26 protein-coding genes and 1 pseudogene are annotated in these 21,743 nt (G+C 39.7%); 24 read left to right on the forward strand and 3 right to left on the reverse strand.

Annotated features, from left to right (window positions below; translation table 11 throughout):
- Positions 1 to 91: 91 nt before the first annotated feature.
- The gene (locus CDG62_RS06015; RefSeq protein WP_087528283.1) at positions 92 to 1,015 is read left to right on the forward strand and encodes an AEC family transporter; all 924 of its coding nucleotides are present in this window, start codon (positions 92 to 94) and stop codon (positions 1,013 to 1,015) included.
- A gap of 40 nt (positions 1,016 to 1,055) precedes the next feature.
- On the opposite strand, the gene CDG62_RS06020 is transcribed toward CDG62_RS06015, so the two are convergent.
- The gene (locus tag CDG62_RS06020; RefSeq protein ID WP_087528284.1) at positions 1,056 to 1,862 is read right to left on the reverse strand and encodes a tetratricopeptide repeat protein; all 807 of its coding nucleotides are present in this window, start codon (positions 1,860 to 1,862) and stop codon (positions 1,056 to 1,058) included.
- A gap of 294 nt (positions 1,863 to 2,156) precedes the next feature.
- Here CDG62_RS06020 and CDG62_RS06025 point away from each other — a divergent pair, with 294 nt between their 5' ends.
- From CDG62_RS06025 to CDG62_RS06035, 3 genes are all read left to right on the forward strand, one after another.
- Positions 2,157 to 2,402: a hypothetical protein gene (locus CDG62_RS06025; protein WP_004695190.1), complete on the forward strand. Its 246-nt coding sequence runs from the start codon at positions 2,157 to 2,159 to the stop codon at positions 2,400 to 2,402.
- A 390-nt stretch (positions 2,403 to 2,792) separates the two neighbouring features.
- Positions 2,793 to 3,740 (forward strand): IS30 family transposase, encoded by a 948-nt coding sequence (locus tag CDG62_RS06030; protein WP_119496091.1) that lies wholly within the window; start codon positions 2,793 to 2,795, stop codon positions 3,738 to 3,740.
- Between the two features lie 51 nt (positions 3,741 to 3,791).
- On the forward strand, positions 3,792 to 4,982 hold the full coding sequence (locus CDG62_RS06035) for a PQQ-dependent sugar dehydrogenase (protein ID WP_087528761.1): 1,191 nt from the start codon (positions 3,792 to 3,794) through the stop codon (positions 4,980 to 4,982).
- A 75-nt stretch (positions 4,983 to 5,057) separates the two neighbouring features.
- Here CDG62_RS06035 and CDG62_RS06040 read toward each other — a convergent pair whose 3' ends face one another.
- Positions 5,058 to 5,780, reverse strand: coding sequence for a YgfZ/GcvT domain-containing protein (locus tag CDG62_RS06040; RefSeq protein ID WP_087528760.1), 723 nt, complete (start codon positions 5,778 to 5,780; stop codon positions 5,058 to 5,060).
- Positions 5,781 to 6,041: 261 nt separating this feature from the next.
- On the opposite strand from CDG62_RS06040, the gene acnD reads away from it, so the two are divergent.
- The 7 genes and pseudogenes from acnD to CDG62_RS06075 all read left to right on the forward strand — a co-directional run bounded on the left by acnD (position 6,042) and on the right by CDG62_RS06075 (position 12,274).
- Complete coding sequence (acnD, locus tag CDG62_RS06045; RefSeq protein WP_087528759.1) at positions 6,042 to 8,648, forward strand: Fe/S-dependent 2-methylisocitrate dehydratase AcnD; 2,607 nt, start codon at positions 6,042 to 6,044, stop codon at positions 8,646 to 8,648.
- Between the two features lie 149 nt (positions 8,649 to 8,797).
- Positions 8,798 to 9,004, forward strand: coding sequence for a hypothetical protein (locus tag CDG62_RS06050; RefSeq protein ID WP_087528758.1), 207 nt, complete (start codon positions 8,798 to 8,800; stop codon positions 9,002 to 9,004).
- Positions 9,005 to 9,141: 137 nt separating this feature from the next.
- A complete protein-coding gene (locus tag CDG62_RS06055) occupies positions 9,142 to 10,299 on the forward strand; it encodes an RES domain-containing protein (protein WP_087528757.1) in 1,158 nt (385 codons plus the stop codon).
- A gap of 264 nt (positions 10,300 to 10,563) precedes the next feature.
- Positions 10,564 to 10,783: pseudogene (locus tag CDG62_RS19820) on the forward strand (antitoxin).
- A 212-nt stretch (positions 10,784 to 10,995) separates the two neighbouring features.
- The gene (locus CDG62_RS19445) at positions 10,996 to 11,139 is read left to right on the forward strand and encodes a zinc ribbon-containing protein (protein ID WP_004695201.1); all 144 of its coding nucleotides are present in this window, start codon (positions 10,996 to 10,998) and stop codon (positions 11,137 to 11,139) included.
- Between the two features lie 119 nt (positions 11,140 to 11,258).
- Complete coding sequence (locus tag CDG62_RS06070; protein ID WP_087528756.1) at positions 11,259 to 11,834, forward strand: DUF4126 domain-containing protein; 576 nt, start codon at positions 11,259 to 11,261, stop codon at positions 11,832 to 11,834.
- Positions 11,835 to 12,067: 233 nt separating this feature from the next.
- A complete protein-coding gene (locus CDG62_RS06075; RefSeq protein WP_087528755.1) occupies positions 12,068 to 12,274 on the forward strand; it encodes a hypothetical protein in 207 nt (68 codons plus the stop codon).
- Between the two features lie 82 nt (positions 12,275 to 12,356).
- On the opposite strand, the gene CDG62_RS06080 is transcribed toward CDG62_RS06075, so the two are convergent.
- Positions 12,357 to 12,710, reverse strand: coding sequence for a hypothetical protein (locus CDG62_RS06080; protein ID WP_087528754.1), 354 nt, complete (start codon positions 12,708 to 12,710; stop codon positions 12,357 to 12,359).
- Positions 12,711 to 12,923: 213 nt separating this feature from the next.
- On the opposite strand from CDG62_RS06080, the gene CDG62_RS06085 reads away from it, so the two are divergent.
- The 13 genes from CDG62_RS06085 (at position 12,924) to CDG62_RS06145 (ending at position 21,742) form a co-directional block, all read left to right on the forward strand.
- Positions 12,924 to 13,622 carry a hypothetical protein gene (locus CDG62_RS06085; protein WP_171405705.1) on the forward strand — a complete coding sequence of 233 codons (699 nt, stop codon included), beginning with the start codon at positions 12,924 to 12,926 and terminating at the stop codon, positions 13,620 to 13,622.
- A 109-nt stretch (positions 13,623 to 13,731) separates the two neighbouring features.
- Positions 13,732 to 14,004 carry a hypothetical protein gene (locus CDG62_RS06090; RefSeq protein WP_087528753.1) on the forward strand — a complete coding sequence of 91 codons (273 nt, stop codon included), beginning with the start codon at positions 13,732 to 13,734 and terminating at the stop codon, positions 14,002 to 14,004.
- Between the two features lie 587 nt (positions 14,005 to 14,591).
- The gene (locus tag CDG62_RS06095) at positions 14,592 to 14,987 is read left to right on the forward strand and encodes a VOC family protein (protein WP_087528752.1); all 396 of its coding nucleotides are present in this window, start codon (positions 14,592 to 14,594) and stop codon (positions 14,985 to 14,987) included.
- A 636-nt stretch (positions 14,988 to 15,623) separates the two neighbouring features.
- On the forward strand, positions 15,624 to 16,289 hold the full coding sequence (locus CDG62_RS06100; protein WP_087528764.1) for an RluA family pseudouridine synthase: 666 nt from the start codon (positions 15,624 to 15,626) through the stop codon (positions 16,287 to 16,289).
- Between the two features lie 278 nt (positions 16,290 to 16,567).
- Positions 16,568 to 17,524: a DUF5660 family protein gene (locus CDG62_RS06105; protein ID WP_087528751.1), complete on the forward strand. Its 957-nt coding sequence runs from the start codon at positions 16,568 to 16,570 to the stop codon at positions 17,522 to 17,524.
- Between the two features lie 150 nt (positions 17,525 to 17,674).
- Entirely contained in the window at positions 17,675 to 18,061 is a 387-nt protein-coding gene (locus CDG62_RS06110; RefSeq protein ID WP_004695219.1) for a ribonuclease E inhibitor RraB, read from the forward strand.
- A 172-nt stretch (positions 18,062 to 18,233) separates the two neighbouring features.
- On the forward strand, positions 18,234 to 18,680 hold the full coding sequence (locus CDG62_RS06115; RefSeq protein WP_087528750.1) for an SRPBCC family protein: 447 nt from the start codon (positions 18,234 to 18,236) through the stop codon (positions 18,678 to 18,680).
- Positions 18,681 to 18,739: 59 nt separating this feature from the next.
- The gene (locus CDG62_RS06120) at positions 18,740 to 19,090 is read left to right on the forward strand and encodes a DUF488 domain-containing protein (RefSeq protein ID WP_087528749.1); all 351 of its coding nucleotides are present in this window, start codon (positions 18,740 to 18,742) and stop codon (positions 19,088 to 19,090) included.
- 178 nt (positions 19,091 to 19,268) lie between these two features.
- Positions 19,269 to 19,607, forward strand: a complete 339-nt coding sequence (locus tag CDG62_RS06125) for a zinc ribbon domain-containing protein YjdM (RefSeq protein WP_087528748.1) — start codon at positions 19,269 to 19,271, stop codon at positions 19,605 to 19,607.
- Positions 19,608 to 19,745: 138 nt separating this feature from the next.
- The gene (locus CDG62_RS06130) at positions 19,746 to 20,111 is read left to right on the forward strand and encodes a 5-carboxymethyl-2-hydroxymuconate Delta-isomerase (protein ID WP_087528747.1); all 366 of its coding nucleotides are present in this window, start codon (positions 19,746 to 19,748) and stop codon (positions 20,109 to 20,111) included.
- Positions 20,112 to 20,345: 234 nt separating this feature from the next.
- Positions 20,346 to 20,681, forward strand: coding sequence for a YegP family protein (locus tag CDG62_RS06135; protein ID WP_087528763.1), 336 nt, complete (start codon positions 20,346 to 20,348; stop codon positions 20,679 to 20,681).
- 110 nt (positions 20,682 to 20,791) lie between these two features.
- The gene (locus CDG62_RS06140; protein WP_087528746.1) at positions 20,792 to 21,238 is read left to right on the forward strand and encodes a YybH family protein; all 447 of its coding nucleotides are present in this window, start codon (positions 20,792 to 20,794) and stop codon (positions 21,236 to 21,238) included.
- Between the two features lie 99 nt (positions 21,239 to 21,337).
- Positions 21,338 to 21,742, forward strand: coding sequence for an NUDIX hydrolase (locus CDG62_RS06145; RefSeq protein WP_087528745.1), 405 nt, complete (start codon positions 21,338 to 21,340; stop codon positions 21,740 to 21,742).
- Position 21,743: the final 1 nt, after the last annotated feature.

Genomic DNA, 21,743 nt, shown 5'->3' on the forward strand with positions numbered 1-21,743 from the left:
CTCCTATTGGTGCTTTAAAATATTTCAACTGAGTAAAGGTGTATCCTAGGATAGATCTTTACTTACATCATCTGGAAAAGGAATAACTTGAATGATTTTCTCGGTAATTTTTCCAGTATTTTTCCTGCTCTTTCTTGGCTTTATTTCAGTCAAAATTCAATTGCTTGCTAAAGAGCAAATGACTGCAATCAGTGCTTTTGTCATCAAAATTGCGTTACCTGCTTTATTGCTGCACGCCTTGGCATCAAAGGACCTGCATGAAATTTGGTATCCGTCCTATTTCTTTGTTTATGCAGTTGTGACTTTTGGTTTATTCATTTCGGCTTTTATTCTCGGTCAAAAGCTTTTTAATAATCACTTTACCCACGCTTCAGTCTTCTCACTGGGTGCATCTATGTCCAATACAGGCTTATTGGGAGCCGCTATTTTGACGTTGCTGATGGGGAGTGAAGCGATGATTTATATTTCATTGGTGGTGATCATTGAAAGTGTATTTTTGGTTCCATTGATGCTCACTTTGGCTGAAATAGGCCGACAAAGGCAAGCCAATGTTGCTTCCATTTTAAAGACTACATTTCTTACGTTATTTAAAAACCCATTGTTCTTGTCGGTGATAATCGGCATGAGCTGTGCGATGTTTGAAATTAAAATTCCGCATTTAATCGACCAAGTGTTTGCAATGTTAGGTCAGACTGCCTCGCCTTTAGCCTTGTTTATTATTGGTGGTGGAATGGTCGGTCTCACTATTCAGTCTTTTAACCTGCAAACGGTTTATCTGGTGGTGTCTAAAAATATTTGTATGCCACTCTTGGTCTATTTAGGACTGACCTATTTGACTGCATTGGACCAAAAGATGATTTATGCAGGGACCTTGATTGCAGCCTTACCGATGCCATCTCTATTTGGTATTTTTGGGCAAGTGTATGGTTTGAATGAAAAAGCACTCACTCCACTGATGATTAGCACGCTGTTGAGCTTTATGGTGGTCAGCGTCTTGATTGGTATTTGGTGGTAAAAAAATACTCTCCAAGGAGAGTATTTTTTGAAGAAGAGGTTTATTTTTTGACTGCTGCTGTTGCAGGGGACTTGGCTTGATTCGCCATCATAGTTTCAACCTGCGCTAATGACTCTTTAGCCTGCGGCACATTTTCTTTGGCTAAGGCAGTAAAAATTTTCTTCGCCTCTGGTAGGTTCTGCGGAATAATATTGCCATTGGCAAACATATTGCCCACGGCCATTAGGGCTGGAATGTAACCTTTTTTAGCTAAGTCTTGAATGCTGTCGAGGCCTTTTTGAATCGGCGCTTCTTGTTTGTTTTTAAAACCTGTGCTGATGTCGTACAAGGCTTGTGCATGAATAGCTTGATAGTTGCCTTTTTTCACCAAAGGCTCAAGTTTCTTAAGGGCTAACTTTTCAGACTCTGGTTTATTTTCAGAAAATAACAGCACAGCATATTCAACGGTTGCGTCATCAAAGCCGAGTTTAGATGCAGCTTCAAAGTGTTGTTTGGCTTTGTTGATATCTTGCGGTAAGCCTAAAGTGCCAGTGACATAGTTTTTCGCAAGCACATAGTGTGCAACAGGGTAGCCTTTGTTTGCCGCATCTTGGTAGAGTTGAATGGCTTTCTTCTCATTTTTCGCCGTGCCTTGGCCTGTTTGCGTCAAATACGCCAAGTTATACATGGCTTGTGGGTTGCCAGATTTCGCCAGTTTTTCTAAAGCTTGATATGCCCCTGTCATATTGTTGGCTTTGACCATTTCTTCAATTTTGGCAAATTCGGGGTTGGTCGTATCTTGGGTGGTGGCTGCAAGTGCAAACTGGCTAGAAAGAGCAATTAAGCTTGCAAGTACGATTTTCTTCATGCTGTATCAACCTTTTTCGTACACATAAGTCCATCTATGTGCGTATTTGTTTTTAGTCATTTCACATCATAAGTTGAATTGTGTGAATGTAAATATCTGAATTGTGTCTTGGTCTTACAAATTTCCGTTGATTGTGTTGATCGGTATATATTTTTCCAATACAAACCGCGTGCTCTGAGGTGGGAAGGATTCAAACGTGTTATGGGTATTTGTAGCTGATCGGCTTCGCTTTTTCATTAGGTTTATGGCTTAGATTCTGTTTAAATAGCGCTGAAAATGAGTAGTGAGTTCAGCATGTTTATTAAGTCAATTAAGCGAAATTATTTAAAAGTTTTGGCCGATGAGTCGATTCCAGATGGCGAAAAAATTGATGCCTTATTGATGAAATTGGGTGGTGAGTTTTTAGTGAGCAAAGATGACCGCGTGTATATCTTTGAAAAAGACGGTGTGACCGCAAAATTTGATGCTAAACATGCACGAGACTTTTCATTTAAAGACTATCTCTGCAAAGACATGAATAAATTGTTTCATGATTTTTGATTTTTAAGATTCATTGAAATGAGTGAATTATTAAATAAGGCTTTCAATTGCTTTCAGTCCTTGGATGAGTCTTTTATTCAACTACCGATGCTTGCTATACAGTTCTAAAGCAATATTTTTTATGTTCTGTTTGTAGCCATATAATGACAATGAAGGCCTTAATCCACTGTAAAAACGTTTGCAGTGGTTAGGTTAAAAGATAATATAAAATAATAGTTTGTATATGAAGAGCCTATACGATTTTCTAGCAAAAGCATTTGACGCTATGCTCATCATTCAAGTTTTATTATACTTAGATTCTCAAATGAAGTGCAACAGAGATTAAATTATTGGAAAGAAGCAAGATGAGCTAGCATTTTGCTTCCGACCGACCAAAGTCAAAGTTGCATCATGAACTATACTCATCTTACCCAAGAAGAACGATATCAGATTTATACATTGTTACGTGAAGGTTTTTCTAAACGTTATATCGCTTGGAGACTGAATCGTTCACCTTCAACCATTTCTAGAGAAATCAAACGTAATCGAGCTAGAAATGGCTATTTCGCTAAACATGCCAATAAAGTAGCTCGAAGACGACATTGTCCTAATCCTAAAAGAATCCCTTGTGAAATGTGGGCACATGTCATCTCTTATCTTGATCTTCAATGGAGTCCTGAACAGATTGCTTCTCATGTTCCAGTCAGTTTGCATTCAATTTATCGCTTTATACGACAGGATAAAAACAATGGCGGTACACTCTTTCATCACCTACGTTTCAGAAATCAAAGAAAGAGGAAATACGGCTCTCCTGAAACCCGTGGTCAGCTGAGTAATCGTAAAAGCATTCATGACAGACCTATCGAGATTGAGCGGCGGAATCGCTTTGGTGATCTGGAAATAGATACGATTGTTGGTAAGAACCATCAGCAATCATTGGTCTCTATTGTGGATCGGAAGACAGGTTATTTATGGCTGAAAAAGTGTAGCTCACGCAAGGCAGAGGAAATTTGCCAAACAACCATCAGCCTTCTTAAGCCAATCAAAGATCAGCTAAAGACTATTACCGCAGATAATGGTAAGGAGTTCAGTCTGCATAAGTATGTTGCTCAAGAATTAGAACTAGACTGGTATTTTGCTGATCCTTATAGCGCTTGGCAACGAGGCACGAATGAAAATACAAATGGTTTAATCAGACAATACATTAAAAAAGGCAGTAATTTAAATGCCTATACGGATGAATATATCTCAGAAATCACTCAACGTTTAAATCATCGCCCAAGAAAAAGACTCAGCTTTAAAAGTCCGAGTCAGGTATTATGGCAACAACATGGTGTTGCACTTCAAATGCTAATCTAAGATATAAAAAAGAAGCTTACTTTTCATAAGATAAATCGAGACCGATCTAAAATGATAAAAATATTCTCAATCTTATTCATATGCTTAATTAGTTCAATGGCAGTTTTAGCAGGGCAGCCCAATCTTGTTCCTCATCAAATCAACTTGAAAAATGGGAAGGGTTTTTCTCTAAATCTCCCCGCAAATTACGAAATCATTCCTGCGGCTGAAGGTTTAAAACGCGTTCGTTTTTTTAGCAAAGCACCTGACGGTAGAATGTTTGTAACGGATATGCACGATTTGACTGACAATCAAAAAGGCATCGTTTATATTTTGGATGAATGGAGTGCTGAAACGGGAAAATTCGGCAAAATTATTCCTTATATGACGGGGTTAAAAAATCCAAATTCAGTCCAGTTTTATACCGATTCTCAAGGACAGGATTGGTTGTATTTAGCTGAAACGCATCAGCTCACCCGACAGAAATTTACTCAAGGTGAAATAAAACCCACGGCCAAAGCTGAAGTTTTAGCGACGTTTCCTGATTATGGCTTAAGTTATAAATATGGGGGCTGGCATCTAACACGAACTATAGCCGTAGGTGGGAACGGAAAAATTTATGTTTCCGTGGGTTCGAGTTGTAATGCTTGTGTCGAGAAAGAAAAAGTCAGAGCAACTGTTTTAGAAATGAATCCCGATGGTTCGGAACAAAAGGTTTTTGCCACAGGTTTACGAAATGCAGTGGGTTTGAGATGGGTGGGTAAATTTTTATTTGGTACCAATCAAGGTGCGGACCATTTAGGTAAACATAAACCTGATGAAACTTTTTATGCACTCAAGCGTGATGCAGATTATGGTTGGCCATCTTGCTATTCGTCCAATGGTCAAATTTTTGCAGATCCAAAATTCAAACGTGGCTCAGGCTGTAAAAATGTGCCAGCTCCCTATGCCTATTTCCCCTCACATTCATCTGCACTTGGTTTTGATTATTTTGACCATCCAGACACAGATGAGGTCATCAAAAATTCTTTTTTAGTGGCGTTGCATGGTTCTACGGATGCCACAATTGGTCATGGCTACAAAATTGTGATTATGCGTAAAGGGCAAAAATTACAGATATTTATGGATGGTTTTTTAGTAGGTAAAAATGTGTATGGTCGACCTGCGGATATTTACCGTATAGATGCAAATTCATTTTATTTTTCAGATGATAAGGGCGGTGTGATTTACTATGTGAGGAAGAAAGATACCTCATCACTTTAAGTTTAAAAAAAGCCCCCAAAAACCAAGAATGAGTTTTAGAGGCTAATTTATCACAACATTATAAGATTTAAAGACTTAAGCTGGTCTTGCTACATCACCATTTAAGTGTTCTGGTAAGTCTAAAACTGTCACATCCAGTTCGCTCAAAGACTCAGGACGTGCTACCACCAATGCGACATAACCGCTATCGATTGCAGCGCTGTTCACCACTTGAATACCTTTATTCAACTGTTCAGCTTGCGCAGGCGAACTGCCTGTACCCTGAATTAAATGCAACCACGCTTTGGGTTTGGCTTTAAACCATAAACGCGCAATCACTTCCTGACCCAAGTAACACCCTTTGTTATAGTGCACGCCTTCGCGTTGGTGTAAACGAAGCTCTTGAGGTTGAAATACATGCTCAATGGTTTGGTCGATAAACGCTTCACCATGAGTAATGGCTTGCACTTGCCATGCTGCAATATCGGTAGGTTCAGCAGAGAAAGTGGTACGATCTTGCGTAAAGGTCGGAAAAACTGAACCCACAGGTTCAAGTTTCATTTTAGAGAAAGCACCAAACTTTTTAATGTGTTTCGCAAACTCTTCCGACTGGTCTTGAGTGGTGACAATTTCAAAGTGCTCAGGATTACGTTTTGTTAGCCACAAACCAAAGTGGATACGGCCTTTCAAGTCACAAATGGCGGTGTATTGCGTTGTATTTTCAGCTAAAGCTTCAACGTTGACCGTTACTTGACCTTGTAAAAATTTGAGTGCATCTACACCAATTAAAGTGAAAGAGGAGAAAGCTAGATCGCTCATGAATTGCTCGCCTACCTTAAAATCTAATACTAAAGAATTAGGGCTATTTTCCGCTATTTTTCAGAAAAAATCATATTTAGAGTAAATATTTAAAAGTTAATGTAACTAAATATTTCAAAACCCCCTGTTTTTATACCTAAGCTTATGAAATATAAACGATTTGGGAAATGGGTTTTCGACAGTGTAGTATGCCTAGCAGACAAAGATGAATTGTCTAGTAAAGACAGTGAAGAAAAATGAAACACCAAAGGCAGGAACGCTATGAACAATAATCACCGCAAACCACTGCAAGGCACCCAGCTAGAATACTTTGATGTGCGAGAAGCCGTTGAACAGATTCAGCCAGGCGCTTATGCAAAACTTCCATACACCTCAAAAGTATTGGCTGAACAGTTAGTGCGTCGTTGTGATCCTGCCATTTTGGAGCAGTCACTGAAAGAACTGATTTTCTCAAAACAAGATCACGATTTCCCTTGGTATCCTGCACGTGTGGTGTGTCATGACATTCTTGGACAAACGGCATTGGTTGACCTTGCAGGTTTACGTGATGCGATTGCTGACCAAGGCGGCGACCCATCGAAAGTGAATCCTGTGGTACCGACTCAGTTGATTGTCGATCACTCTCTTGCTGTGGAATACGGTGGTTTCGATCCAGAGGCGTTTGAGAAAAACCGTGCAGTAGAAGACCGTCGTAACGAAGACCGTTTCCATTTTATTGAGTGGACCAAGACTGCTTTTGAAAATGTCGATGTGATTCCTGCGGGGAATGGCATCATGCACCAAATCAACTTGGAGAAAATGTCTCCTGTGGTGCAAAGTCGTGATGGCGTGGCGTTCCCAGATACTTGTGTCGGTACAGACTCACACACACCACATACCGATGCGCTCGGTGTCATTTCGATTGGTGTCGGAGGACTCGAAGCTGAAAATGTGATGCTCGGACGTGCGTCTTGGATGCGCCTACCTGACATTATCGGTGTTGAATTGGTGGGTCAGCGTCAAGCAGGGATTACTGCAACAGATATCGTTTTAGCATTGACTGAGTTCTTGCGTAAAGAACGTGTCGTCGGTGCGTACCTTGAGTTCTTTGGTGAAGGGGCAGACAGCATGTCAGTGGGTGATCGTGCCACGATTTCCAATATGACCCCTGAATATGGCGCAACGGCGGCCATGTTCTATATCGACCAAAACACCATTGATTATTTAACCCTGACAGGTCGTGAAGCAGAACAAGTTGCACTGGTTGAAACCTATGCCAAAGAAATTGGTCTTTGGGCATCGGATATGAAACAAGCGGAATACCCACGTGTCCTTCGTTTCGATCTTTCAACGGTAACACGTAATATTGCAGGCCCATCAAACCCACATGCACGTGTTTCTACCGCAGATTTGAAAGAAAAAGGCATTGCAGGTGTGGTAGAAAACCGTACCGATGGCTTAATGCCTGATGGTGCTGTGATTATTGCTGCCATTACTTCGTGTACCAATACATCAAACCCACGTAATACCGTTGCTGCGGGTTTATTGGCACGTAAAGCCAATGAGTTGGGCTTAACCCGTAAACCTTGGGTGAAATCTTCTTTTGCACCTGGTTCTAAAGCGGCTGCGTTATACCTTGAAGAAGCAGGCGTATTAGATGACTTAGAAAAATTAGGTTTTGGGATCGTGGCGTATGCATGTACCACCTGTAACGGGATGTCAGGTGCATTAGACCCTAAACTACAACAAGAAATTATTGACCGTGACTTGTATGCAACTGCGGTACTTTCGGGTAACCGTAACTTCGATGGTCGTATCCATCCTTATGCAAAACAAGCATTCTTGGCATCACCTCCGCTCGTTGTAGCTTATGCGATTGCAGGAACGATCCGCTTTGACATTGAAAAAGATGCACTAGGAAACGACAAAGACGGTAACCCAATTTACCTGAAAGACATTTGGCCATCAGATGCAGAAATTGATGCGCTGGTCAAAGAAGCGGTGAAACCTGAACAGTTCCGTAAAGTCTACATTCCAATGTTTGACTTGGGTGTTACTGAAAAAGCAGCCAGTCCTTTATATGACTGGCGTCCACAAAGTACTTATATTCGTCGTCCGCCATACTGGGAAGGGGCTTTGGCTGCACCTCGTACACTGGCAAATATGCGTCCGCTTGCCATCTTGCCTGACAACATCACCACAGATCATTTGTCACCATCGAATGCAATTATGATGGATTCGGCAGCAGGTGAATACCTACACAAAATGGGTGTACCAGAGGAAGACTTTAACTCGTATGCAACGCACCGTGGAGACCACTTGACGGCACAACGTGCGACCTTTGCGAATCCAAAATTGTTTAATGAAATGGTGGTTCGTTCAGACGGTACGATCAAGCAAGGTTCGAAAGCACGTGTTGAGCCTGAAGGTGAAGTGATGCGTATGTGGGAAGCGATTGAAACTTATATGAATCGTAAGCAGCCGTTGATCATCATTGCAGGTAAAGACTATGGTCAGGGCTCTAGCCGTGACTGGGCTGCCAAAGGTGTCCGTCTTGCTGGTGTTGAAGCGATTGTAGCGGAAGGTTTTGAGCGTATTCACCGCACTAACTTAGTGGGTATGGGCGTGTTACCGCTTGAGTTTAAAGCAGGAACTGACCGTAAAACTTTAGGTTTAGATGGTACTGAACTGTATAGCGTGATTGGTAATATTGCGCCGCGTTCGACGTTAACTTTAGTGATTGAGCGTGCGACGGATGAAGGTAAGAGTGAAATTGTTGAAGTGCCTGTAACCTGTCGCCTAGATACTGAAGAAGAAGTGTCTGTTTATGAAGCGGGTGGTGTATTGCAGCGTTTTGCGCAGGACTTTTTAGAGGGGAATGTGGCTTAATTTTTTTATATTGATGATTGTAATTTTATGTATTAGCCCCATATCTCTATAGTGGGGCTATTTTAAAGTTATAAATATTTGAATAAAAATACTTTTGACTTAAAAAATATTCGTAATATCAACGTAATAATTTTAGGAATACTAATAAAATGGTACAAAAAGCAAATGTTCCCTATGGAAGTGATGTTTCTGCTGGAACTTATGAATGCTCAGATTGTGGGTATGAATACTCTAATCAGTCTAAAACATCTCTGCCACCTTGCCCAAATAGAACGAAATCAGTTCATTATAAAAATGCTTGGAATATTATTACTGGCAAGGGGGATGCTAAAGAAGATCCTTATCCAAATAGATAATTTTTCCAAAATTTCTATTCATTTACTGAATCATTTAGTACATCGCTTTTGTTGAAACAGAGTTGTGTTTATATCTAATTGATTTTAATTTGAAAAGAGTCCATATTTATGGACTCTTTTTTATTTTGGGGTGGATGATGGGTTTTAATGATCGTATGGAGGAGGTTAATGCATATTCGCTAAATTTTTTTAATAAAAGTATATGTTCTAATTGTATAGCTGATGATTATTTAGCGGAAATAATTAAATCAAATGCGACTGAGAAAGAATGCTCATATTGTTTAAGTAGAGGAAATAAGGATATTGCATGTGATTACAAACTTGTAGTTCAAAAAATATATGATCGCATCTTTCTCTCTTATAAAGATGCACAAGATACAGGGATGCCTTTTGTTGAAGGTAGTTGGTTAATTGATCAAGATTATATACAAGATGTAATTAATGATTTTGATCCGGGATGGCATGCTACATTTATAGAAGATCTGTGCGAATCTGCTGACCCCAATTTATATTTAGTTCCACATGTACATGATGATTGGGTTGGAGTTCCTGAGAGTGATGTTTTGAGTTATGGGTGGCAGACATTTAAAGAGCAAATTTTATATAAAACACGATATCTATTTTTAACTCAGAAATCGGCAGAACATGATGATTTTTACTCGGTCCCTTTAACTTCTATGTTAGATCGATTGGGTGATTTATCTAATAGATTGGGCTTAATTAGAGAGATTCCACAAGATTCATATTTTTATAGAGTTAGGGCGCATGAGCAAGGTCATGAATTTACTGGGTTTGAAGAAATAGGTGCTGCACCAAGAAGATTGGCTGGTGCTGGGCGTATGAATCCAGCAGGTATTCCTTATTTTTATATCGCCTTTATGCCAGATACAGCAAAATTTGAAGTTATTGATGATCAGAAATATTGGTCTTTGGCTAAATTAAAATTATTAAATAATATTCAAGTTCTAGATTTAACAGAGTTACCTCCAGTTCCTAGTATTTTTGATATCTCACAGCATAATCTTAGAGAGGAAATTTTATTTCTCTATGAGTTTATTGAGGATTTATTGAAACCAGTTGCTAAAGATGGCAAAGAGCATATTGACTATGTACCAACACAGGTGGTTTCAGAATATTTTAGGTATGTATTTGAACCCAAATTACAAGGAATTATGTATCCAAGTGTCAAACATTCAGGAGGAGTCAATATAGCTATTTTTGAATCTGATAATGATGAAATTAAAAAATCCTTTAATTTGGAAGAAATTGTTGAGTGCGAGAATACCGAAAGTTAAGATTATACCTTCGCCCAACTGCGACAAAGTCATAGCAAAAAGGTCACTCTAAGTTATAAGTGAGTTTTATCTACAGCCATCTCTTTTTAATAATTTAGACCGGAAATAGTAGCTGATTCTAAATTTAAATCAGCTGCTACTTTCAGTCTAATTGGGATAGTGTTGCTACAAGAAAATGTAGTAAATAAGAATAAATTTCTGATTAAAAAAACAATTAATAAGTACCTATCATAAGATATATACCAAAACTGATGGAGTAGCCCAATGGCTACCGTAAAAGTGTTTATGACTGGCCGCAGTCAGGCTATTCGCTTACCAAAAAGAATTTCGCTTTGAAGGCAAAGAAGTCGAAATCTTTTGCCGTGGTGATGAAGCTATACTTGGGGGGAAATCTGTCACGGCAGATCAGTTATTTAAAGTTTTGGCACAAATGTCTGACGACTTTTACGCAGAAAAAAGAGTGGATGAACCACCACTGGAATGAGAAGAGTTCTGACGCTGAAAAAAAGAATTTCTATGCGTCGAAAGGCTGCAAGTGGAGAGCTGGATCAGCAAAACACTGTAAAGCAGCCAAAATTTCCATTTGAAATTATTTATTGCAATTATGCCATTATCATTTGTCGAAATGATCAATAGACATTCATCATAAAATGCATATACTAGTAAGACCATTTTCTAAACATATGGAGAACAAAAATGGTTACTGCTGGCGAAAAACCTGGAACAGGCTTCTATTTTTGTGTTCAATGCGGACACCGCGTCTACTTAGAAATTGGTACAGATCGTTTACCCCCGTGTACCAAATGCCAAGGCAATCAATTTAACAATAAGAATGCCTAAGCCAAAGATTTAACAGTTACCCACTGTTTTAAAGAAAAGCCCTATCACCCGATAGGGCTTTTTGCTAAGTTATAAAAAAAGATAAAAACATCCCAACTTAGGCCACACAGGAAAAGCACATGGAAACCATATTAGGACTTTGTATCGGCATTGGCTTAAGTGCTGCCTGTGGCTTTCGTGTCTTTGTCCCACTCTTGGTTATGAGCCTTGCTTCAATCATGGGGTGGTTTGAACCCATGCAAGGTTTTGAATGGTTAAACATGCCATCGGTATGCATTGCCTTAGCCATTGCAACCGTCTGTGAAATCGCAGCCTATTACATACCATGGGTCGACAATGCTTTAGACACCATTGCAACGCCAGCCGCGATGGTCGCAGGAACACTCACCACTATGGCGGTCAGCAGTGGGGAAATGTCGCAGTTTGCCAGTTGGGCCGCGGCAATCATTGTCGGTGGCGGTACAGCAGGTGCTGTGCAAATGAGTACGGTTGCCGTTCGAGGGGTTTCAACCGCGACGACAGGCGGGGTTGCCAACCCACTGGTGTCTACCGTGGAATGGGTCGGAGCCGTTTTACTGTCCGTGCTGTCATTACTGGTTCCTGTTTTAGTGGTGATTGTAGGCATTATTTTGGCAATCTGGGCCGTACGTTGGTTTAAACGCAAAAAACAACAAAGTATCAGCACACCCTTATAGTCTCGGGCATTTTCTTATAGCGTTGCTGGGTCTCTAAATTTTAAAAATAGAGTGGCTAATTTTTCGGTTATGTGGACGTTAGTCCTTTTAGCTTGATATGACTTAGGGCTCAGTTTCATCTTTAAAATAATGATTGATTTTCATACGCTATCCGTTTAATTTTATAAATACATACTTTTTGTATGGTTTTGTTTGTAGTTGAACTTTATAAAAATTATTTGGGGGAGCTGTAAATGATAAAATTTATTGTAAATGAACAGCCTAGTGAAAAAGGTGTACATCATATTCATAATGCGTCCTTAGGCTGCGAAGACTTACCCAGCTCGGAGGATCAAATTCTGATTGGTTATTTTGCCAATTATGAGCTGGCTTATAAACGGGCAAGAATGAACTGGCCCAGAGAAAAAGTTGAAGGTTGTGACAAGTGTTGTTTCAACTAATCAAAAACAAAAAAGCTCTGCAAATGATGCAGAGCTTTTCATTGTTAGATATGGATGTTCTATATTGTTAAGTATTACAAGATTAATGAATTTCAATTCGGGTCGTGACTTTAATTTTTCGACACTCTCGGTCAGCTTCGACTAAAGCACGAATTTTAAAGTCAGAAAATCGAACTACTCGGTTTTGCATAGCAAACTGTTCAGGTGTTTTAATTTCTAGGCACTGAAAAGGACGCAGATTTTTTAGGATGTGCTTTTGTTTTTCTGTCATGTTCTGTGTCGATAAGTACACATAGCCTTTGGTGGTTTTTAACAATACTTCGTTTGGCTGTGCTTCGGTTGAGCTGGTGACTTTAACGATATGTGTTTTTAACACTTTGCATGCACTGATCGAAAGTGTAAGGCATATCAATAGTAGGGTAGTTTTGGTTTTCATGATGTAGCGGATTTGAATGGTCTTTCGTCACTTTAGCCGAAAGTTTTCAATGGCAGCAATCAAAATATGACACTGACACAGTCATCTGTTTTTAATTGTAGAACATTCTATAAATAAACTTCTGGCAAATGCTAAGCTTCAGCACAGATGCCAAAAATGTAGCATTCATTCGCGTGTTCTTTTATCTACTTTATTTAAAAAATTAACCAAACTATGAAAAAACAGTTCATTCTCACTTCTCTAATGTTTGCTGCAATGCTGGGTATCTCCACCAATCTCTGTGCTGGAAACTTAAATACAGAGGACATTCAGCGACAAAAAGCCACCAGCCAATACCAAGCTTACCTTCCTGCAAAATATACGGTGTTTGAGGTCGTGCAAGGGGATTTAAACAAAGATGGCTTAAAAGATGTGGTTTTAATCGTCAAAGCTACAGACCCGAAACAGTGGATCACTGATGAATACCGTGGAAAACTAGACCGCAACCGCCGTGGTGTGATTGTGCTGTTGAATACCAAAGAGCACTACCAAAAAGTCGTTCAGAACCAGTTTCTGTTTTCTTCAGAAAATGAAGATGGCGGTGTGTACTTTGCACCCGAGTTGGTGCCCTCTATCGAAAAAGGCCTGTTAAAACTACATTATGCCCATGGCCGCTATGGATATTGGGCCTATCAGTTCCGTTTAGAGGGGCGTGATATGCGCCTGATTGGCTATGACAGCTCCGATAATTTTGGCCCTTATGTGAACAGCGAAACCAGTATCAATTTTCTCACCGCGAAGAAGCTCGTCAGAGAAAACCTCAACAAAGACTCTGATAGCGACCCTAAATTCAAAGAAACATGGAGCAAAGTGAATGTTGCTCCAATGTATTTGAGCAAAATTCAGGACATCGACGCTCTGAGTTTTGAATAGTCTTGGCTTAGTTTTTGCTAACTTATATTTTCAAAAATGCACTTTTATGAGTGACGTGAGTCTGAGGCATCAGTCACATAACTGCTTGATCATGTATAGGGGGAAAGAGATGGAAAATAAAGAACTGGCCTTGAGTGTTGAAGAGAAACCTAAGCTGAGTACGGCTGCTCATTTGATGGCAGGTTGGCCTTTGTTTTTAGTGATCATTGGGGGGGCTATCGGTGGAGCCTTAGCTGTGGTTGCGTATGTGATTAACCGAAAAATCTATCTGTCTCAGCTTGGCAATATGCAAAAGGTGCTTGCCAATTTACTCTGTGGCATGTCCGCGATCAGTTTATGGTGGTTTATTGCAACGTGGTTGCAAGGCTATATGGCAAATTAAGCGTTCTGGAATGATGTTGTAAAAATGAATAGAAGCATTTTTATGCGAGAAAATAGATAATTAGAGTGTCATGATGAATATTTTTATCAAATTTGGTTTTATTTAGGAAAATATTTTTCATTATCGCTTGAGATTAGCTGATCTTAGGAAATTCATCCCGCACTGATTTGCTTAATATAACGTCTAAGGGCACAGGAATCGAAAAGAGTAGTTTGCGACTCGTTATCTATCTGATCAGCGTCGTACTTACCCACAAGGTCTCGATTCAGCTTAGGACGCTATAGATTATCCATTTATAGGCAAAAGTTTAGAACTTACCCAGTTTTAATCGTTGAAGTTATCTCCTGATCCCTAGAAACTAAATGATAAAAACAACACGATAAAAGACACGTCCATTCAAATATTTTCTTCCATTTCAAAACTTCGATATTGCCCTCGAATTTATCCAAATATTCGCTTTAACTGTTCCCAGACAAATCGGCGCTTTTGTTTGCGAAAAAGGCTTTAAAAAATTGCGATTTGATAACATTGGAGTGCTTAGAGTTCTGCTATAACCATTAAAAGTCTGATAAAAATATGGAACAACAATGAAAATATATGTCACCAGCATCATGGTCGATAGCCAAGAAAAAGCTTGTCAGTTTTATACAGAAAAACTCGGTTTTAAAGTCAAACATGATGTACCAGTGGGTGATTATCGCTGGCTGACTTTGGTTTCACCCGAAAGTCCCGAGGGAGTTGAACTGCTACTGGAGCCTGATGCACATCCTGCAGCACAGCCGTTTAAAGCTGCGATCAAAGCAGATCTCATTCCCTATACGTCTTTTCAAGTGGAGGACCTTGATGCGGAATATGAACGACTCAAAAACTTAGGGGTACGCTTTACCAGTGAACCGATGCGGGCAGGAAAAGTTAAAGTTGCAGTCTTTGATGATACCTGCGGGAATCTCATTCAACTGATGCAGGTCTGCGCAGGAAGTTGATTTTCTCATCTGTGATGCAGTAGAGAAATAAAATTCTGAGAAAAGCACTTTTATGTGAGAAAAAAATCATAAATACGCTGCATTTGGGAAAATATTTTTTAGATAACCTGAAAGCCAAGATTTTTTTCCAAAAATTGCTAAAAAGACTTTATCTTCGGGAAACAATCCCGCCCTTGGATTGTTAAATTATATCTCAAGGGTGTGACGGGATCGAAAAGAGTAGCATGCTACCAGTGGCGCAAAACGCGTGAGTAGTACTTACCCAAAAGGTCTTGATTCGGCTTAGGACGCTATAAATCAAAAGTTTATAGGCTATAAGATCATCACTTACAAAGTTATGATAGTTGAAGTAAACAACATGTTTTCCCAGACACCCAAAAAAATTTGAACTCGAATAAAATCTAAATCAGAAAAAATAAATTTTAATATTTCGCGAGAAAATCGAAAAATCCTGCTGTTATCGTTTCGCTTACATCATTTTATTTTAAATTTTCAATCTAATCCCTGCTCAAAAACTGGCTGTATATAAGGTGATGAATACCAAGGATTAAGGCTATTTTCTGTAATTGGTGAGTGATTGACAGCTGAAACATGGCTTGCTATTTTTCGCGCTCGCTTTTGTATGCTGTTATTCCCATGGCTCTAAATGACAACTTTGTTTATACACCGCCTCAAGAAGACTTGGTGATCGTTTATGAAGACGATGATTTGGTGGTAATTGAAAAGCCTGCGGGCTTGTTGTCTGTGCCAGGACGTTTACCAGAACACCAAGATAGTGCCTATTTACGGGTTTTAGCGCAGTATCCACATGCCAAAATTACCCATCGTTTAGATATGGCGACCTCGGGCATTTTAATGTTTGCCAAGCACCGCGATGCCGAAGTTGCGGTCAGTAAAATGTTCCAAGCTCGCACGGTAGATAAACACTATATTGCTTTAGTTCAAGGCCAGTTAGATGCTGAAGGCCGTGTTGAAGTACCACTGATTACCGACTGGGAAAACCGACCACGACAGATTGTACACTTTGAACTGGGTAAACCTGCAAAAACGCTTTATCAAGCTCTTAGCTATGACACTGAAACCGATATTACGCGAGTTTTACTGACCCCGATTACGGGCCGTTCACATCAGCTACGTGTACATATGCAATATATTGGGCATCCAATTACAGGGGATAAGTTATATCACCCTGAGCCAACACGGAGTCCGTTAAAACGTATGGCTTTACATGCCAGTTTTCTTGCCTTTCAGCAGCCTTTAAGTGGAAAATCGGTCGCTATTCATGGAAGTGTTCCATTTTAACTGTGTCACATTTTATTTCTATTTTGAGAAATACTTAAAATTTGGGATATCGTGCAGTTTAAAAAACCGTTAGCGTAAGTTGTATGAGCGTACTTTTATCCAGTGTGCTTATCTTTGTGGAAATTAACATTTGAGTTTGGCTTTTTGGCCATGGTCATGACTGATTGAAATTGAATGAAAATATGTTTGTCTGTTCCACGGCTTACTGTTTGAATTTGATGTGTTCTTATCGCTGAGTTTTAAAAAAGAAAAATAACGTTCCCGTAGGGAGATAGGCCATGCTTTATGTATTCGCTGTCATTCTTGTCCTGCTGTGTGCGGTTATATGTTGGCAAAAAATACACAGCCTTACCCAAAAAAAGAAGATTGAATCTTTAGAAATCAATTTAGAGCGCAGTCGAAACAGTTTAGAAGTCTATGAACAGCAGCAAAGAGAATTACAACACCGGCTGACCAGTTTAAGAATTGAGCTTGGAACCCTCAGACAACGTAACGAAACCTTGAGTCCTTACCAAGAAATTATTGATGTTGAACACTATGTTATTGAACGTCACAACCAAGTCGAATTGTTTGCTGAAACAGTCAAGTTTGATGCCGAACAGATGCTCAAACAATGTCGGCAGCGCATTGAAAAAGTCCATCACTTCTTAACGGAATATGAGCGTAAAGCCAAAGAAATGAGCATGTTGCGTGCCAGAGAAAAATTGGGAGCTTTTTTTCACATGGCTGAAGAGCGACAACATTTGGCTGAAATATCAAAGGCCTTACACCATAAAATTGAAACCTACAGCCAGGGTTATCATCTGCCTTCGGAGCAGTTATTAGATGAACTCATCGAAGGCTATGGGAAAACGGATGCGGCCTTTCATTTACAAAAAGTCCGGCAACAGGTGATTCGTGCGGTTGAGCAAAATGACGTTGTGAATTGCGCCTTTATGGATGAGAATCGGCGATTATCGATGATGATCTTGGTTTCACAGTTATTTAATACGAAAGCAGACTTTTATTTACAACGCGTGAGCAAAGACAATCTTGGCCTTTTAATTCAAGCTTTGCAGGATGATTTCACCCTCATCAATCACTATGGTGCGGTCTTTGGCCATACTCAGATACAAGACAGTTATCTGGCTTTACGTTTAGAAGAACTCAAATTTGCGGCCATATTAGAAAGCTTAAAAAGCCGCGATTTGCAGTTTCAATCGGACATTTTAGTTGAGGATCGAGTTTTACACTAACATGGCAAAGTCTGTGTGAAATAAACACCAAACAAGGTTAGAAAAATCAGACATAACTGCTATAAAAATGAGCAAAATATGCTATGTTGAAGTCACTATTTTGTCACTTGCCAACGATATATTGGCTAAAAAGATAACAAGGACATACGCATGACACGTGATTATGAATTATATCCAGATGATGATAACGGAAATGTACTTTGGCAAATGGCTGAGGATGGCGACGACCTGTCTGAACCGCATGAAATAGAATATTCGATTGCCTTTCAAGAGCAATCACAAGCAGAAAAGTGTGCGCTGTATTTATTACAAGAAGAGCAAAAAATTACGTTGTTTGTCGATGAAGAAAGCGATGTATCTGAGTGGATTATTACCATCTATGTCTATATGGAACCTGAGTATTCTGACATTGTCGACTTAGAGCAATGGTTTACTAAAATTGCAGAACAGTTTGGTGGCGAATATGACGGCTGGGGCTGTATGGCCTATGTCTATGACGACGAAGATGATGAAGACTATGAGCAAGGTCAGGCTTAAGAAATGGTCAAAGTTAAAGCATGTTGAAAAACATGCTTTTTTTTATTGCTGAGTAGAAAAAGCCAGTAGGCCAAGCTTGGCTATTTAAAAAAAAGATGCACAAAAAAAATACAGTATGTGGGTTTAAGCGTTTTAAACTAAATCTGAATATTTGAATAGAACGAGAAAAATCATGTCAAATAGCGTTCAATTACACCGCGTATTTAGTGCGCCCGTCGAGCGCGTCTATCGTGCTTTTACCACCGCAGATGCTTTAGTGAAATGGATGGCACCACATGGCTTTACCGCACATGTAGATCAGTTTGAGCTGCGTGAAGGTGGTCAATATCGCATGTTTTTTACCAACTTTAGCACAGGCATGCAGCATTCATTTCATGGCACTTATCATGAAATCGTTGAAAATAGCTTATTACGCTATACCGATGAGTTCGATGTGCCTGAACTTGCAGGTAAAATTGAAGTGCGTGTTGAATTTAAAGAAGTATCTGTTGGTACAGAGGTTTATATTACGCAGTCTGGTTTACCCGATGTGATTCCTGTCGATGGCTGTTATCTAGGGTGGCAAGAGTCATTGCAACTCTTGGCTTTTTTAGTGAATCCAGATATTCCTGATGAATAGTGCATTGTCATCGTTGAACAATAGAATAAGTTGCACAATAGATTTAAAAGGAGTTCTGCATGCCAATACGCATGAAGCGGATTTATACACCTGCCGAGGCTGAGGATGGCAAACGGGTTTTAGTCGATCGGTTGTGGCCACGAGGGGTCTCAAAACTTGAGGCAAAAATAGATGTTTGGCCAAAAATTCTCACGCCATCCAATGAACTACGGAAGTGGTATCACCAAGACATGGTAGCACATTGGGATGAGTTTAAAGTCCGTTATAGGAAAGAACTGGAAGCACATCCCACTGAGTTGAATGATTTGCGCCAATTGGCGATGCAAGAGCAGATCACGTTACTCACCGCCGCCAAAGAAGAACAGCATAACCATGTGGTGATTTTGAAGCAGTGTTTGGAACAAAAGTAAGTGTTGATCTGATGCTCTTATAGGGAAAATTTATATTTTCCTAAGCTTTATTTTATTCATGCTGTGACAAGGCTAAATCCTTAAAATAAATAGGTGATTCGCATCGCTTTCGTCTGAAAAATGCTATATTGGCGCTTTGAGCAATGTGAATTGCTTATTTTTTATTTTTGAGGTTTTTATGTCTTTACCAAACTGCCCAAAATGCCAGTCCGAATATACCTATGAAGATGGTGACTTGCTGATCTGCCCTGAATGTTCAAATGAGTGGAAAGAGGGTGAAGCAACTGAAGAAATGGTGACAATTAAAGATGCCAACGGCAATTTACTTGCTGACGGTGACACGGTAACGGTGATTAAAGATTTAAAAATTAAAGGTTCATCATCGGTGGTGAAAGTTGGAACTAAAGTGAAAAATATTCGTTTACTGTCAGATGCCGCAGATGGTCATGACATTGACTGTAAAATTGACGGTGTCGGTGCGATGAAACTGAAATCTGAGTATGTGAAAAAAGCCTAATGCGCTGAGTTTGCAGCTCGAGATCAAAACGGAGTCAATTGGACTCCGTTTTTGTTTTTTGCCATTTTGAGAAGGTATTTAAGCGTTGAAACATCAGCACAGCATGCTATAAAGATAAAAACTTTTGATGAATACACGATGCCCCATATCCACCTTGAATATTCAGACAATATCGACACCCTTGAAGTGAAACCGATGTTATTGGCTTTAAACCAAACTTTGCTAGATGGTCATTTCGTACAATCGGGCAACGACATCAAAAGTCGTGCTATTCGACAGTCCGATTTTGTGATTGGGGTAGAAGGCGATGCGGAGGCCTATCTGCACGCCAAAGTGTCTTTATTAAGCGGACGAGATGAGGCCACCAAGTGTGCTATTTCAACTCAACTACTCAAAACCATGCAGCAAAATTTTACAGCCCCTCAGGATTTAACGGTCCAAATTTGTGTAGAAATTATTGAAATGCCAAAAAGCAGTTATAGTAAGTTGGTATTAAAAGCATAAAATTACGAAGAATAATAAACCGTTTATTGGGCTGATATTGCATGTCATTTAAACGGTTTATGGCTGTCATGTGTTATTCATATGGCGCTGTTATTTTAAAAAAATAAAATCTGGGCTGGTAGTAAATGCACTTTTTTTTATAAAAGAAGTCATTTATATTTTATGGAATTGGATGGTTTTTTTATTCAGTTTTGGTGGATCTATAATCACTTTAAAATAACAATAGGTGAGCTTATGTCAGGATGGTACGAAGTAAGTCAGGCGAGTGATGGTCAATATCGCTTTGTTTTAAAAGCGGGAAATGGCGAGGTCATTTTGACCAGTGAACTGTATAAAGCAAAAGCGTCAGCACATAATGGAATTGAGTCGGTGCAAAAAAACAGCCCCGATGATACGCGTTATGACCGCTTAGAAGCCAAAAATGGCAAACCTTATTTTAACTTAAAGGCTGCCAATCATCAGATTATTGGTAGCAGTCAGTTTTACGCCAGTGAACAATCCCGAGATAAAGGCATTGAATCGGTCAAAAACAATGGTTCAAGTACTACGATTAAGGATTTGACGACTTAAGATCAGATTACATATTTTGCTTGTTTCAAGAATTGAAGAAAACCGCGTGTTTGCTATGGATGGCGCACGCGTTTTTTTATACGGTTTGATTTATCGTGTGGGAGTGTGATGTGGATTTTCGATTAGTTGGAGATGAGCATGCGGGGCATGAAATTATCTTCAAACTCAAACAATGGGATGATGCCATTTGTAAAATGGATGTACAAAATATCATTCGTCTTTGTCAAAGTGATGTCAGCTTGTTTGATATTGGGTTTGAGTTGCAAGGCGTGCAAGCCTATCAAGAATTGTGGAGACGATATGCCCCATTTTTTCAGGGGGACATCAAAGTCTTTAGACGGAACATCAACATTTTTAGTCGTGATGGTTTAGCTTTTTTACATTGTTATTCTAAACTGGATCATGCCAGTGGCGTTGCAACTCCAGAGATTCCTTGGTGCAGAACCACGCTATGTTTTCAAAAAACGGCAGGTGAGTGGTTGGTTGCCCATCAGCATATTTCGGTGCCTGTGGACTTTGAAACTAAAATTTCAAAGCCGATTCATTTTCCAGACTGAGTTCGCTAAAGCTTTAGATTGGCACAGGAGGAGCCACCTCCATTTTTGGGGGGCTTATGTTTTTAATGACAACATGAACAACTTAAGAAGAAGGTATCTATGGCATTTCAAGACTTTTACCGGCTAAGTTCTCATGCGGTGCTGACCAATGACGCGAGACAGGTTTTATTACTGAAAGCCAATTATGCTGATCAGGCTTGGGGGCTGCCCGGTGGAGCTTTGGATATGGGAGAAACCATTCATCAAGCGTTACTGCGTGAGTGCCAAGAAGAAATCGGTTGTCAGGTTCAGATCGATTATTTGTCGGGTGTGTATTTTCATTCGGCGGTGACTTCACATGCTTTTATTTTTAGATGTCATTTGGCTGCATCTGCTGAGATCAGGCTCAGTGATGAACATACGGATTATGCTTGGTTTGATTTAGATCAGCTATCGAAGGTGCAACAGATTCGCGTTGAAGATTGTTTAAATTACACAGGTACGGTACAGAGCCGAAGTTTTTAAG

The organism is Acinetobacter sp. WCHA55 (assembly GCF_002165305.2).
Classification (GTDB): Bacteria; Pseudomonadota; Gammaproteobacteria; order Pseudomonadales; family Moraxellaceae; genus Acinetobacter.